Source organism: Kribbella sp. NPDC026611 (genome assembly GCF_040638345.1).
Lineage (GTDB): Bacteria > Actinomycetota > Actinomycetes > Propionibacteriales > Kribbellaceae > Kribbella.
Window position 1 is genome coordinate 708,760 of sequence record NZ_JBEZYC010000001.1, and the last position, 12,943, is coordinate 721,702.

At 67.2% G+C, this 12,943-nt stretch carries 22 protein-coding genes and 2 pseudogenes; 23 read left to right on the plus strand and 1 reads right to left on the minus strand.

What is annotated here, in order from left to right; translation table 11 throughout:
• The first annotated feature begins 14 nt into the window (after positions 1–14).
• From rpsS to AB0E69_RS03650, 21 genes and pseudogenes are all read left to right on the plus strand, one after another.
• A complete protein-coding gene (gene rpsS, locus AB0E69_RS03550) occupies positions 15–296 on the plus strand; it encodes a 30S ribosomal protein S19 (protein ID WP_360138869.1) in 282 nt (93 codons plus the stop codon).
• A 53-nt stretch (positions 297–349) separates the two neighbouring features.
• Positions 350–739, plus strand: a pseudogene (gene rplV / locus AB0E69_RS03555) (50S ribosomal protein L22); the annotation flags it as partial.
• Between the two features lie 214 nt (positions 740–953).
• Positions 954–1,820: a 30S ribosomal protein S3 gene (rpsC, locus tag AB0E69_RS03560; protein ID WP_360138872.1), complete on the plus strand. Its 867-nt coding sequence runs from the start codon at positions 954–956 to the stop codon at positions 1,818–1,820.
• Positions 1,821–1,823: 3 nt separating this feature from the next.
• Positions 1,824–2,243 carry a 50S ribosomal protein L16 gene (rplP, locus tag AB0E69_RS03565; RefSeq protein ID WP_360138875.1) on the plus strand — a complete coding sequence of 140 codons (420 nt, stop codon included), beginning with the start codon at positions 1,824–1,826 and terminating at the stop codon, positions 2,241–2,243.
• Positions 2,243–2,461, plus strand: a pseudogene (gene rpmC, locus AB0E69_RS03570) (50S ribosomal protein L29); the annotation flags it as partial. The gene rplP and the pseudogene rpmC, both read left to right, overlap by 1 nt.
• Before the next feature lie 80 nt (positions 2,462–2,541).
• Positions 2,542–2,835: a 30S ribosomal protein S17 gene (gene rpsQ, locus AB0E69_RS03575; RefSeq protein ID WP_360138878.1), complete on the plus strand. Its 294-nt coding sequence runs from the start codon at positions 2,542–2,544 to the stop codon at positions 2,833–2,835.
• A 106-nt stretch (positions 2,836–2,941) separates the two neighbouring features.
• Positions 2,942–3,310, plus strand: a complete 369-nt coding sequence (gene rplN / locus AB0E69_RS03580) for a 50S ribosomal protein L14 (protein ID WP_012923677.1) — start codon at positions 2,942–2,944, stop codon at positions 3,308–3,310.
• Between the two features lies 1 nt (position 3,311).
• The gene (rplX, locus tag AB0E69_RS03585; protein WP_360138881.1) at positions 3,312–3,710 is read left to right on the plus strand and encodes a 50S ribosomal protein L24; all 399 of its coding nucleotides are present in this window, start codon (positions 3,312–3,314) and stop codon (positions 3,708–3,710) included.
• Positions 3,710–4,279 (plus strand): 50S ribosomal protein L5, encoded by a 570-nt coding sequence (gene rplE / locus AB0E69_RS03590; protein WP_360138884.1) that lies wholly within the window; start codon positions 3,710–3,712, stop codon positions 4,277–4,279. The genes rplX and rplE overlap by 1 nt, the downstream gene beginning before the upstream one ends.
• Position 4,280: 1 nt before the next feature.
• Entirely contained in the window at positions 4,281–4,466 is a 186-nt protein-coding gene (locus AB0E69_RS03595; RefSeq protein WP_012923674.1) for a type Z 30S ribosomal protein S14, read from the plus strand.
• A gap of 91 nt (positions 4,467–4,557) precedes the next feature.
• Positions 4,558–4,965, plus strand: a complete 408-nt coding sequence (gene rpsH / locus AB0E69_RS03600) for a 30S ribosomal protein S8 (RefSeq protein ID WP_360138887.1) — start codon at positions 4,558–4,560, stop codon at positions 4,963–4,965.
• A 27-nt stretch (positions 4,966–4,992) separates the two neighbouring features.
• A complete protein-coding gene (rplF, locus tag AB0E69_RS03605) occupies positions 4,993–5,535 on the plus strand; it encodes a 50S ribosomal protein L6 (RefSeq protein WP_360138890.1) in 543 nt (180 codons plus the stop codon).
• Positions 5,536–5,537: 2 nt separating this feature from the next.
• A complete protein-coding gene (rplR, locus tag AB0E69_RS03610; protein WP_360138893.1) occupies positions 5,538–5,921 on the plus strand; it encodes a 50S ribosomal protein L18 in 384 nt (127 codons plus the stop codon).
• 30 nt (positions 5,922–5,951) lie between these two features.
• Positions 5,952–6,551, plus strand: coding sequence for a 30S ribosomal protein S5 (rpsE, locus tag AB0E69_RS03615; RefSeq protein ID WP_360138896.1), 600 nt, complete (start codon positions 5,952–5,954; stop codon positions 6,549–6,551).
• Positions 6,551–6,733, plus strand: a complete 183-nt coding sequence (rpmD, locus tag AB0E69_RS03620) for a 50S ribosomal protein L30 (protein ID WP_360138899.1) — start codon at positions 6,551–6,553, stop codon at positions 6,731–6,733. The genes rpsE and rpmD overlap by 1 nt, the downstream gene beginning before the upstream one ends.
• 1 nt (position 6,734) lies before the next feature.
• Positions 6,735–7,175: a 50S ribosomal protein L15 gene (gene rplO, locus AB0E69_RS03625; protein WP_360138902.1), complete on the plus strand. Its 441-nt coding sequence runs from the start codon at positions 6,735–6,737 to the stop codon at positions 7,173–7,175.
• A gap of 136 nt (positions 7,176–7,311) precedes the next feature.
• Positions 7,312–8,613 (plus strand): preprotein translocase subunit SecY, encoded by a 1,302-nt coding sequence (gene secY / locus AB0E69_RS03630; protein WP_360138905.1) that lies wholly within the window; start codon positions 7,312–7,314, stop codon positions 8,611–8,613.
• Positions 8,613–9,185 carry an adenylate kinase gene (locus AB0E69_RS03635; RefSeq protein ID WP_360138908.1) on the plus strand — a complete coding sequence of 191 codons (573 nt, stop codon included), beginning with the start codon at positions 8,613–8,615 and terminating at the stop codon, positions 9,183–9,185. Before secY ends, AB0E69_RS03635 begins: the two co-directional genes overlap by 1 nt.
• A gap of 10 nt (positions 9,186–9,195) precedes the next feature.
• On the plus strand, positions 9,196–10,017 hold the full coding sequence (gene map, locus AB0E69_RS03640) for a type I methionyl aminopeptidase (RefSeq protein WP_360138911.1): 822 nt from the start codon (positions 9,196–9,198) through the stop codon (positions 10,015–10,017).
• An 83-nt stretch (positions 10,018–10,100) separates the two neighbouring features.
• The gene (locus tag AB0E69_RS03645) at positions 10,101–10,547 is read left to right on the plus strand and encodes a DUF1707 domain-containing protein (protein ID WP_360138914.1); all 447 of its coding nucleotides are present in this window, start codon (positions 10,101–10,103) and stop codon (positions 10,545–10,547) included.
• Positions 10,544–11,359 carry a hypothetical protein gene (locus AB0E69_RS03650; RefSeq protein WP_360138916.1) on the plus strand — a complete coding sequence of 272 codons (816 nt, stop codon included), beginning with the start codon at positions 10,544–10,546 and terminating at the stop codon, positions 11,357–11,359. Before AB0E69_RS03645 ends, AB0E69_RS03650 begins: the two co-directional genes overlap by 4 nt.
• A gap of 81 nt (positions 11,360–11,440) precedes the next feature.
• Here AB0E69_RS03650 and AB0E69_RS03655 read toward each other — a convergent pair whose 3' ends face one another.
• On the minus strand, positions 11,441–12,196 hold the full coding sequence (locus AB0E69_RS03655) for an NAD(P)-binding domain-containing protein (protein ID WP_360138919.1): 756 nt from the start codon (positions 12,194–12,196) through the stop codon (positions 11,441–11,443).
• Positions 12,197–12,272: 76 nt separating this feature from the next.
• On the opposite strand from AB0E69_RS03655, the gene AB0E69_RS03660 reads away from it, so the two are divergent.
• Together AB0E69_RS03660 and infA are read left to right on the plus strand one after the other, a co-directional pair.
• Positions 12,273–12,596: a helix-turn-helix domain-containing protein gene (locus AB0E69_RS03660; protein WP_360138922.1), complete on the plus strand. Its 324-nt coding sequence runs from the start codon at positions 12,273–12,275 to the stop codon at positions 12,594–12,596.
• 102 nt (positions 12,597–12,698) lie between these two features.
• Positions 12,699–12,920 (plus strand): translation initiation factor IF-1, encoded by a 222-nt coding sequence (gene infA, locus AB0E69_RS03665; RefSeq protein ID WP_012923661.1) that lies wholly within the window; start codon positions 12,699–12,701, stop codon positions 12,918–12,920.
• The last annotated feature ends 23 nt before the right edge of the window (positions 12,921–12,943 follow it).

The window sequence follows — 12,943 nt, forward strand, 5'->3', positions numbered from 1 at the left end:
TAGGAGCCGGCCAGATGCCACGCAGCCTGAAGAAGGGCCCGTTCGTCGACCACCACCTGATGAAGAAGGTGGAGGTCCAGAACGAGAAGAACACCAAGAACGTCATCAAGACCTGGTCCCGTCGATCCATGATCGTGCCGGACATGATCGGCCACACGCTTGCGGTGCACGACGGCCGCAAGCACGTGCCGGTGTTCGTGACGGACGCGATGGTCGGGCACAAGCTCGGCGAGTTCGCCCCGACCCGGACGTTCAAGGGTCACGAGAAGGACGACCGGAAGTCACGGCGTCGCTGACCCCCCGGGGACAGTGACGAAGCGAAAGCAACCTACGGAGAGATTCGAACATCATGAGCGTTCAAGAGCGTAGGGCGATCAGCGCCCGTCGCGAGAGCCTGCTGGGCGAGCAGCCCGGGGCCTTCGCGGTCGCGCGCTTCGTCCGCGTGACGCCGATGAAGGCGCGCCGCGTGGGTGACCTGGTGCGCGGCCTCGGCGTCGACGACGCACTCGCCACTCTGAAGTTCGCCCCGCAGGCCGCTGCCGCGACCGTGTACAAGGTCGTCGACAGCGCCGCGGCGAACGCCGAGGGCACCGAGCACCTGAGCCGGACCGACCTGGTCGTGTCCAAGGTTCTGGTCGACGAGGGACCGACGCTGAAGCGTCACCGCCCCCGCGCCCAGGGCCGGGCCACCCGGATCGACAAGCGGACCAGCCACATCACCGTCGTGGTCGAGCCGCGGGTCACCGAGGAGGAGGCTCCGAAGGCACCGGCCAAGAAGGCGGCTGCCAAGAAGACCGCGGACGCGCCGGCGACGGCGAAGAAGGCCCCGGCCAAGAAGACGGCCAAGAAGGCCGCCGACAAGCCGGCCGAAGCCGCTGCGGACAAGCCGGCCAAGAAGGCGCCTGCCAAGAAGGCCGCCAAGAAGGCCACCGCTGAGAAGAAGGAGTCCTGACGTGGGACAGAAGGTAAACCCGCACGGGTTCCGTCTCGGCATCAGCACCGACCACAAGAGCCGTTGGTACGCCGACAAGCTGTACAAGGACTACGTGGGCGAGGACGTCAAGATCCGTCGCCTGCTGAGCAAGGGCATGGAGCGCGCCGGCATCTCCCGCGTGGAGATCGAGCGCACCCGTGACCGGGTCCGGGTGGACATCCACACCGCGCGTCCGGGCATCGTCATCGGTCGCCGTGGCGCCGAGGCGGACCGGATCCGGGGCAGCCTGGAGGAGCTCACCGGCAAGCAGGTGCAGCTGAACATCCTCGAGGTGAAGAACTCCGAGGTCGACGCCCAGCTGGTCGCACAGGGTGTGGCCGAGCAGCTGTCCGGCCGCGTGGCGTTCCGCCGCGCGATGCGCAAGGCGATGCAGACCACCATGCGTGGCGGCGCCCTGGGCATCCGGATCCAGTGCTCCGGCCGGCTCGGTGGCGCGGAGATGTCGCGGTCGGAGTTCTACCGCGAAGGCCGCGTCCCGCTGCACACGCTGCGCGCGGACATCGACTACGGCTTCTACGAGGCCCGCACGACCTTCGGCCGGATCGGCGTGAAGGTCTGGATCTACAAGGGTGACGTGGCCGGCTCCCGGGCCGAGCGCGAGGCGCAGGCCGCCGCGCGGGCCGCGACCCAGCAGCGTCGCCCGGCTCGCCGGGACGACCGTGGTGGCCGTGGTGGCGACCGCGACGACCGGGGTGGCCGTGGCGGCCGCGGCGGCCGTGGCGACAACCGTGGCGGCGACCGTGACAACGCGCGCAACCAGGCTCCGGCTGAGGCGTCCGCTCCGGCGGCCGACAAGCCCGCCGAGACGACCGGAACGGAGAGCTGAACGATGCTCATCCCCCGCAAGGTCAAGCACCGCAAGCAGCACCACCCGGGGCGCTCCGGCGCCGCAAAGGGTGGCACCACGCTGGCCTTCGGTGAGTTCGGTATCCAGGCGCTGGAGAACCACTACGTCACCAACCGGCAGATCGAGGCCGCGCGTATCGCGATGACCCGGCACATCAAGCGTGGCGGCAAGGTGTGGATCAACATCTACCCGGACCGCCCGCTGACCAAGAAGCCGGCCGAGACCCGGATGGGTTCCGGCAAGGGTTCGCCGGAGTGGTGGATCGCCAACGTCAAGGCCGGTCGCGTGCTGTTCGAGCTCTCCGGCGTACCGGAGGACATCGCTCGCGAGGCGCTGCGCCGCGCGATCCACAAGTTGCCGATGAAGTGCCGCTTCATCGCCCGAGAGGCAGGTGAGAACTGATGGCTATCCAGACCGCCGCCGAGCTGCGGAACCTGGGCCGGGACGAGCTGCTGAGCAAGCTCGGCGAAGCCAAGGAGGAGCTGTTCAACCTCCGGTTCCAGGCTGCCACGGGCCAGCTGGAGTCCCACGGCCGGCTGCGCGCCGTCCGCAAGGACATCGCCCGCATCTACACGGTGATGTCCGAGCGCGCGCTCGGGATCACCGAGGAGGTCGACGCACCGGCGGCCGAGGCGACCGACGTCGTCGAGGCTGACGCCGTCGAGACCGCGGACGACAGTGAGAAGGCTGGGAGCAAGGCATGACCGAGAACGTGAAGGACGAGACCGTGAGCACGACCGAGACGCGCGGCCGCCGGAAGACCCGTGAGGGCCTGGTGCTGAGCGACAAGATGGACAAGACCGTCGTGGTCGAGGTCGAGGACCGGGTGAAGCACCACCTGTACGGCAAGGTCATCCGGCGCACCAGCAAGCTCAAGGCGCACGACGAGCAGAACGCCGCCGGCATCGGCGACCGCGTCCTCCTGATGGAGACCCGGCCGCTGTCGGCGACCAAGCGCTGGCGCGTCGTCGAGATCCTCGAGAAGGCCAAGTAGTTCCCGGTCCCAGCCTCGACGGCACGGGTCGGCAACCAACCGAAATTTATTCGTTCCGCAAGGCTCACCACGGTGAGAACCAGCGAGACAACCAGGAGATCAACAGATGATCCAGCAGGAGTCGCGACTGAAGGTCGCCGACAACACGGGTGCGAAGGAGATTCTCTGCATCCGCGTTCTCGGTGGCTCCGGTCGGCGCTACGCCGGTGTCGGTGACACGATCGTCGCCACCGTCAAGGACGCGATCCCGGGTGGCGGTGTGAAGAAGGGTGACGTCGTCAAGGCGGTCGTCGTGCGGACCGTGAAGGAGCGCCGGCGTCCGGACGGCTCCTACATCCGCTTCGACGAGAACGCCGCGGTGATCCTCAAGGCCGACGGCGAGCCGCGCGGTACCCGTATCTTCGGCCCGGTCGGGCGGGAGCTGCGCGAGAAGCGCTTCATGAAGATCATCTCGCTCGCCCCGGAGGTGCTCTGACATGGCCCAAAAAAAGGCACAGAACAAACTGCACGTACGGAAGGGTGACCAGGTCCGCGTGATCTCGGGTCGCTCCAAGGGCCTCGAGGGGAAGATCATCCAGGTCTTCCCGAACGACGAGAAGGTCATCGTCGAGGGCGTGAACCGGGTCAAGAAGCACACCAAGGTGCAGCAGGCCCAGCGCGGCGGCACCACGGGTGGCATCGTCACCCAGGAAGCCCCGATCCACGTCTCCAACGTGATGCTTCTGGTCGAGGTCGAGAAGGACGGCAAGAAGCAGAAGGTGACCACCCGCGTCGGCTACAACCGCGTCGAGGTGCAGAAGCGCCGTCCGGACGGTTCGACGTACACCGGTTTCCGGAGCGTCCGGATCGCCCGGCGTACCGGCGAGGAGATCTGATGACGACCGCAGTGACCGAAAAGGTCCAGCCGCGGCTGAAGACGAAGTACCGCGAGGAGATCGTCGGCAAGCTGCAGGAGCAGTTCCAGTACGCCAACGTGATGCAGGTGCCCGGCCTCACCAAGATCGTGGTGAACATGGGCGTCGGCGAGGCGGCCCGGGACTCGAAGCTGATCGAGGGCGCGGTGAAGGACCTGGCCGCGATCACCGGCCAGAAGCCGCAGGTGACCAAGGCCCGCAAGTCGATCGCGCAGTTCAAGCTGCGCGAGGGGATGCCGATCGGCGCGCACGTGACGCTGCGCGGCGACCGGATGTGGGAGTTCCTGGACCGGCTGCTGGCGCTCGCGCTGCCCCGGATCCGTGACTTCCGCGGCCTGTCCGCCAAGCAGTTCGACGGCACCGGGAACTACACCTTCGGCCTGACCGAGCAGGTGATGTTCCACGAGATCAACCAGGACCGCATCGACCGGGTCCGCGGCATGGACATCACCGTGGTGACCACCGCCGAGAACGACGACGAGGGCCGGGCCCTGCTGCGGGCACTCGGCTTCCCGTTCAAGGAGAACTGACGTGGCGAAGACAGCACTCAAGGTCAAGCAGGCCCGGAAGCCGAAGTTCGCGGTGCGCGGTTACACCCGCTGCCAGCGCTGCGGCCGGCCGAAGGCGGTCTTCCGCAAGTTCGGCCTGTGCCGGATCTGCCTGCGGGAGATGGCGCACCGGGGCGAGCTGCCCGGTGTGACCAAGTCCAGCTGGTGACCGTCTCCACCCCCGAACTTCTCCCTACTCACCATCTAGTCACCGTAGGTCGCCACGAGGCGAAACCACGGCGGGAAAGAGGCCCCAGGCCATGACGATGACCGACCCGATCGCAGACATGTTGACACGTCTGCGGAACGCCAATCAGGCGTACCACGAGTCGACCTCGATGCCGTACAGCAAGATCAAGCAGGGCATCGCCGACATCCTCCAGCAGGAGGGCTACATCGCCTCCTACAAGGTGGAGGACCCCAAGGAAGGGGCGGTCGGCAAGACCCTGCACGTGGACCTCAAGTTCGGTCCGAGCCGGGAGCGCTCCATCGCGGGCGTCCGCCGGATCTCGAAGCCGGGCCTGCGGGTTTACGCGAAGTCGACCAACCTGCCCAAGGTCCTCGGCGGACTGGGTGTCGCGATCATCTCGACGTCCCAGGGACTGCTGACCGACCGCCAGGCCAAGAACAAGGGCGTCGGCGGGGAAGTCCTCGCCTACGTCTGGTGACGAAGAACCGGAAGGAGGACCACAGAAATGTCTCGCATCGGTAAGCTCCCGGTCTCGGTCCCGTCCGGCGTCGACGTCACGATCGACGGCCAGACGGTCACCGTGAAGGGTCCGAAGGGTCAGCTGTCGCACGTCGTCGCTGAGCCCATCGCGGTCGCCCGCGACGAGGACGGCGCGATCGCCGTCACGCGTCCGGACGACCAGCGCAAGAGCAAGGAACTGCACGGCCTGTCCCGCACCCTGATCGCCAACCTGGTCACCGGGGTCACGGACGGCTACGAGAAGAAGCTCGAGATCGTCGGCGTCGGTTACCGCGTCATCTCCAAGGGCCCGGCCCAGCTGGAGTTCTCGCTCGGTTACAGCCACACGATCACGGTGGACGCGCCGGAAGGCATCACGTTCAACGTGGAGGCCCCGACCCGGTTCTCGGTGGTCGGCATCGACAAGCAGTCGGTGGGCGAGGTCGCCGCCAACATCCGCAAGCTGCGCAAGCCCGAGCCGTACAAGGGCAAGGGTGTGCGGTACGCGGGCGAGCAGGTGCGCCGCAAGGTCGGAAAGGCTGGTAAGTAACCATGGCGATCGGACTGCGTCCGCACAAGCACTCCGCCAAGAAGACGGCCTCCCGGCTGCGTCGCCAGATCCGGGTCCGGAAGAAGATCAACGGCACGGCCGAGCGGCCGCGCCTGGTGGTCACCAAGTCGTCGCGGCACCTGTTCGCGCAGGTCATCGACGACGTCGCCGGCAAGACGCTGGTCTCCGCCTCCACCATGGAGAGCGACCTGCGCGGCGCCGAGGCGAACAAGACCGACAAGGCCAAGACCGTCGGCGGTCTCATCGCCGACCGGGCCAAGGCCGCCGGCATCGACTCGGTCGTCTTCGACCGGGCCGGGAACAAGTACCACGGCCGTATCGCGGCCCTAGCTGACGCTGCCCGTGAGGGCGGCCTCGGCTTCTGACAGGCGATCAAAGGAAGAGGGTAGTTCGACATGAGCGGAGGCCAGCAGCGTCGCGGAGGCGGCGCCGGTGGTGAGCGCCGTGGCCGCGACGGTGGTCGCGGTCAGCAGGCGGACAAGACCGCCTACATCGAGCGCGTGGTAGCCATCAACCGGGTCGCCAAGGTCGTGAAGGGTGGACGTCGCTTCAGCTTCACCGCCCTCGTGGTCGTCGGCGACGGTGAAGGCACCGTCGGTGTGGGTTACGGCAAGGCCAAGGAGGTGCCCGCGGCGATCGCCAAGGGTGTCGAGGAGGCCAAGAAGGCGTTCTTCAAGGTGCCGCGGATCCAGGGCACCATCCCGCACCCGGTGCAGGGCGAGAAGGCGGCAGGCGTGGTCATGCTGCGTCCGGCCGCGCCCGGTACCGGTGTGATCGCGGGCGGTTCGGCGCGCGCCGTACTGGAGTGCGCCGGGATCCACGACATCCTCAGCAAGTCGCTGGGCTCGTCCAACGCGATCAACGTGGTGCACGCCACCGTTGCGGCGCTGCGCAGCCTGGAGACCCCGGAGGCCGTGGCCGCGCGCCGTGGCCTGCCGGTCGAGGACGTCGCTCCGGCGGCCCTGCTGAAGGCCCGGGCGGAGGTGGCCTCCTGATGGCCCGCCTCAAGGTGACTCAGGTCAAGTCCGGAATCGGTGGCAAGCAGAACCAGCGCGACACCCTGCGCACCCTCGGCGTCAAGCGGATCGGCGACAGCGCCGTCCACGAGGACAAGCCCGAGGTGCGCGGCATGGTGCGTGCGGTTCGCCACCTCATCACGGTTGAAGAGGTTGACTGACATGGCGCTCAAGGTTCATCACCTGCGTCCGGCGCCCGGAGCCAAGACCGCCAAGACCCGCGTGGGTCGCGGTGAGGGCAGCAAGGGCAAGACGGCCGGCCGCGGTACCAAGGGCAGCAAGGCCCGCAACAACATCCCCGAGTGGTTCGAGGGTGGCCAGATGCCGCTGCACATGCGGCTCCCGAAGCTCAAGGGCTTCAAGAGCAGGAACCGGGTGGAGTTCCAGGTCGTTAACCTGGAGAAGCTCGGACAACTGTTCCCCGAAGGTGGCGAGGTCGGCGTGGCCGAGCTGGTCGCCAAGGGCGCGGTCCGCCGTGGTCAGCCGGTCAAGGTGCTGGGTGACGGCGAACTGACCGTGGCACTGCAGGTCTCGGCCAACAAGTTCTCCAAGTCCGCCCAGGAGAAGATCCAGGCGGCCGGAGGGACCACGACCGAGGTGTGACACGAGGTCCAGGGCTCGTAACGCCCGGTGCTTGATACCCTGCACCGGTCGGACGAGCCCTGGTTCGTCTCTTGCCCAGCTGCTTTGCTAGGCCCCTGCCGTGCCCGCGGCAAGGGAACATTTGTGGGAGGACAGGGTGTTAGGCGCCTTTGCCAACGCGTTCAAGACTCCGGACCTGCGCCGGAAGATCTTGTTCGTGCTCTTCATCGTGGTGATCTTCCGGATCGGCTCCGTCGTGCCGGCGCCGGGCGTGAACGTCCAGTCGTTGCACACGTGTATCAAGGCCTCGCAGAACGGCGCGAACGCCAATCTGTACAACTTGATCAACCTGTTCTCCGGCGGGGCGCTGCTGCAGCTCGCGATCTTCGCGCTCGGCATCATGCCGTACATCACCGCCAGCATCATCCTCCAGCTGCTCACCGTGGTGATCCCGCGGCTGGAGTCGCTGAAGAAGGAAGGTCAGGCGGGACAGGCCAAGATCACCCAGTACACCCGGTTCCTGACCGTCGGCCTGGCGATCCTGCAGTCCACCGCCTTCGTGGCGCTGGCCCGCACCCCGGGCCGCCTGTTCCAGGGCTGCAGCGAGCCGCTGCTGTACAAGGACGACTGGTTCACCGTCATGGTGATGGTGCTGACGATGACCGCCGGCACCGGCGTGATCATGTGGCTGGGCGAGCTGATCACCGACCGTGGCGTCGGTAACGGTATGTCGATCCTGATCTTCACCCAGATCGTCGCCACCTTCCCGACCCAGCTGTGGAGCATCCGCAAGCAGAAGGGTGTCGCCACCTTCGTCGTGGTGATCCTGATCGGTCTGGTCATCATGGCCGCGGTCATCTTCATCGAGCAGGCGCAGCGCCGGATCCCGGTCCAGTACGCCAAGCGCATGGTCGGCCGGAAGATGTTCGGCGGCACCTCGACGTACATTCCGCTGAAGGTGAACCAGGCCGGGGTCATCCCGGTGATCTTCGCCTCCAGCCTGCTGTATCTCCCCGTCCTGGTCAGTCAGTTCCAGCAAGGCAAGCCTTGGTCGAACTGGATCCAGGGCAACTTGGTCAAGGGCGACCACCCCATTTACATGGTGACGTACGTCGCCCTGATCATCTTCTTCACGTACTTCTACGTCTCGATCACCTTCAACCCGAAGGAAGTCGCGGACAACATGAAGAAGTACGGCGGCTTCATCCCCGGCATTCGTGCCGGCCGGCCGACCGAGGAGTACCTGGGCTACGTACTGTCCCGCATCACGCTGCCCGGCGCGATCTATCTGGCGGCGATCTCGATGATCCCGCTGGTCGCGCTGGTGCTGCTGAACGCGAGTCAGAACTTCCCGTTCGGTGGTACGTCGATCCTGATCATGGTCGGCGTCGGTCTGGACACGGTGAAGCAGATCGAGTCTCAGCTGCAGCAGCGAAACTACGAAGGGTTCCTGCGCTGATGAGAATGTTGCTGATGGGTCCGCCCGGGGCGGGCAAGGGTACGCAGGCAAAGGTGCTTGCGGAACGCCTGAAGATCCCGGCCGTGTCCACCGGCGACATCTTCCGTGCGAACGTCAAGGACGAGACGCCGCTCGGGCTCGAGGCGAAGCGCTACATGGATGCCGGTGACTACGTCCCCGACGAGGTCACCAACGCGATGGTCCGGGACCGGCTGTCCGAGGCGGACGCCGGCGACGGCTTCCTGCTGGACGGCTATCCCCGGACCCTGGCCCAGGTCGGCACGCTCGACGACATCCTGGCCGACCACGGCCACAAGCTGGACGCCGTGGTCGCGCTGGTCGCGGACATCGAGGTCCTGGTCGAGCGGATGACCAAGCGGTCCCACACCGAGGGCCGGGCGGACGACTCCGAAGAGGTCATCCGGCACCGGCAGGACGTCTACACCGCCGAGACCAAGCCGCTGCTGCAGGTGTACGCGCAGCGCGGCCTGCTGGTCGAGGTGGACGGCGTCGGCGAGATCGACGAGGTCAGCGAGCGGGTGCTCGCCGCTCTCAAGACCGTCACCGAGTAAGTAAGGCGAGATGTTCAGGGACCGCGGAATCGAGATCAAGACCCGCGAGCAGATTCTGGCGATGCGCAAGGCCGGCCTGGTGGTCGGCCGCACGCTGGAGCTGCTCCGCGGTGAGGTCAAGGCCGGTATCAGCACCGGCGAGCTCGACGCGATCGCCGAGGACCACATCCGGTCCTCCGGCGCGATCCCGTCGTTCAAGGGGTACCACGGCTTCACCGGCTCGATCTGTGCGTCGGTGAACGACGAGATCGTGCACGGCATCCCGGGCGACCGGGTGCTGGCCGACGGCGACCTGATCTCGATCGACTGTGGTGCGATCGTGGACGGCTGGCACGGCGACGCCGCGATCACCGTCCCGGTCGGCGAGGTGGACCCGGAGTACCTCGAGCTCGCCCGGATCTGCGCCGAGTCGATGTGGCGGGGGTTCGCGGCGGCGAAGCTCGGCGGCCGGCTGACCGACATCTCGGCCGCGGTCGAGGCGCACGTGCGGGCGAACTCGGCGTACGGCATCGTCGAGGACTTCGTCGGGCACGGGATCGGCTCGGCCATGCACCAGCCACCGAACGTGCCGAACTTCGGCCGCCCGGGCCGTGGCCCGAAGCTGGTCGAGGGGATGGCGCTCGCGGTCGAGCCGATGCTCACGCTCGGCAAGCAGGACAACCACACGCTCGAGGACGACTGGACGGTCGTCACCGACGACGGCCGGACCGCCGCGCACACAGAGCACACCTTCACTCTCACTCCGCAGGGTCCGTGGGTGCTGACCGCGCTCGACGGCGGCGAGGCCGAGCTGGCCGCGCTCGGGGTGAAGATGGGTCCGCTGGCCGACTGACGGTCCGGCCGCCGACTGACGGACCCCGGGGGTCCACCCGTCGGGGGACGCCACGGGGACCGAAGCTGAGGCACACTTGAGACATGCCTCAGTACCAGCCGTACCAGCGTTTCACCGAAGCCGACCGGGACAAGATCGCCGGGCGGTTGCGGGATGCGTTCGCGGACGGGCGGCTGGACCAGCCCGAGTTCTCCTCCCGGCTCGACAAGCTGTACGCCGTGCAGACGTACGGCGAGCTCGAGCCGCTGGTGCGGGACCTGCCGCCGGTGCGCACGTACCAAACGCCGGAGGTCGTGCAGGACGCGAAACCCGCTCCGGCGCCGGGGCAGTTCCCGGAGCGTAAGCCGGACAACCACCCGCACCGCCGCGGTGGCGCGATCGGTGGGTTCACCGGTGTGGTGCTGCTCAACGTCGTGATCTGGTTCGTGATCGGACTCGGCAACGGTGGCCACTGGCCGCACTTCTGGCCGGTCTGGTTGCTGATCCCCTGGGCGATCATCGCCCTCGGCGGCCTCGGCAGGCGCCGTTGACCGCAGCTCCAGTCACTCCTCGTCTCACCGGCCCACGGTTGCGGCCGGACTGGTCGTGGCAGCTGCACCAAGGGTCTGCGGTCGTCTATGTCATCTGGTTCGCTGTCGCCGTACCGCTGGCGGTGGTGGGGCTGCTGCTGGAACCACGGTGGGTCGGCTGGTTCGTGCTGGGGTGGTTCTTGGTGCTGGTGCTGCTGACGTTCGCGTTCCGGCTCGGTGAGGGGCGGCGGCGGAAGGCGTGGGCCGACGCGGCGAGTCAGCTCGGCTGGCGGGTCAGCGCGTCCAAGCCGGAGCTGCTGGATCGTTGGCCGTTCCCACCGTTCGACGCGGACCCGAAGGCCTCGGTCGTCGACGTGACCACGGGTCGGCACCGCGGGCGGGAGTTCTCGACCGGGCGGTTCCGGCACCGGGTGCGGCGGCGCGAGCTCGGCTTCGACTTCCTGGACCTGCAGGTGGACCGGCCATTGCCGCCGCTGCAGGTGCTGCCCGCTTCGCTCGCCCCGGTCGCGGCCGCGAGCCTGTTGCCGATCAAGCTCGTCGTCGACGGTCTGCCTGGGCAGTACCGCCTGTTCAACGGACGGGAAGACCACGCGTTGGCTGTCTTACATCCCAGGGCTGTGGAGGCATTGGCCCAGGTGCCGGCCTTCGGCTTCAGCTGCGAGGGCAGGCGATTCGTGGCGATCCTCCCGGCGTACCGCGACACCACGACCGCCCTGGCCCAGCTGGACGCTGCCTGCGACCTGCTGGACCTGATGCCGCAGCAACTGTGGCGCGAGGGTGAACAGTGGGCCGCTACCCAGCAGGAGCCCTGAGTACGTCGACCAACGCCGACAGGCCCCGCTCGCCGTGGCCGGCCGCGACCGCCTTCGCCAGCAACTCACCGACAGGAGTCATCAGCAGCGGGTTGACCCTTGGGCCGTTGCTGTGGTGACGAGGTTGTCGTAGGCGGCTGCCTGCATGGAGAGACTCGAAGCTGACGGCTCGGCGGGGCCGTGGTCGAGCTCCGCGGCGATGTGAGGGACAGAGCCGAGCATGGCTGTGAGCCAGGGGTGCAGGTAGTTGGTGGTGAACGGTTCGGCCGGGAGGCCTGCGCTGGTGGTCAGAGCCAGGGCGTGGGTGGCGCCGGCGAACAGGCCGTACATCGCGGACAGGAGGGCGATGTCGTGGAGGGAGGCGAAGCCGGGGTCGGCGCCGACGTACTCCGGGCGCGCCATGGTCTCCAGCACGCTCTGGTGGTTCTCGAAGACGTCCTGTGGGCCGCTGTAGAAGATGAAGGCGGCTGGGGTGGCGATCATGGGTGGGACGGCCATGATGCCGCCGTCGAGGTACGAACCACCGGCCAGGGAGACCTCGTCCGCGATGGCCCTGGACTGTTCCGGGGTGGTGTTGGTCAGGTTGACGATCGTGCGGTCGGTGAGGTCGAGGCCGGCGAGGGTCTCGCGGACGGTGTCGGCGACCAGCAGGCAGACCACGATCAGCGGGCTCGCGGCGGCGGCCTCCTCAGGGGTGGTGGCGCGGGTGACGCCGAGCTCGGGGGAGCGGCCGGGAGTGCGGTTCCAGACGGTGGTCGGATGACCGGCGTTGACGAGGGCTCGGGCGAGGGCGGTGCCCATGGCGCCGAGACCGAGGACGGTGACGGGTGACTTCATACGGTCAACCCTCGGCGCGACGCTTTAGGATGGACAAGTACCGACTAAATAGTCAGGTACTGACGGAAAGGTACGTATGCGCCCCTACACCTGCGGTCTCGACGCGGCCGCCGACGTCATCGGCGGGAAGTGGAAGCCGCGGATCCTCTGGGCGCTGCACCACGGCCCGAAGCGGTTCGGTGAGCTGCGCCGGGAGGTCGACGGAGTCACCGAGAAGATGCTGATCCAGCAGCTACGGGAGCTGGAGTCGCGCGACATCGTGCACCGCGAGGTCTTCCACCAGGTGCCACCCAAGGTCGAATACTCACTCACCGTGCTCGGCCAGTCACTCAATCAGGCTTTGATCCCGTTGGATACTTGGGGAAGTGAGCACCTGACCACGCTGGAAGCCACCCGTTGAGGCCGCAGAGGTCTCGATTGGGTTTCCGGTGGGTCGGTGGCGTAGACTCTTTCCTTGGCTCTTTGTAGCCATAGTCAGTCACGTCTACAGAAGTGCGAGGACATGCCCAAAAAAGAGGGAGTTATCGAACTCGAGGGCACCATCGTCGAGGCCCTGCCGAACGCGATGTTCCGTGTTGAGCTGTCCAACGGGCACAAGGTGCTCGCGCACATCAGCGGCAAGATGAGACAGCACTACATCCGGATCCTCCCCGAGGACCGGGTCGTCGTGGAGCTGTCGCCGTACGACCTCACCCGGGGTCGCATCGTCTACCGGTACAAGTAACACCACCAACACCTGTCGAAGAA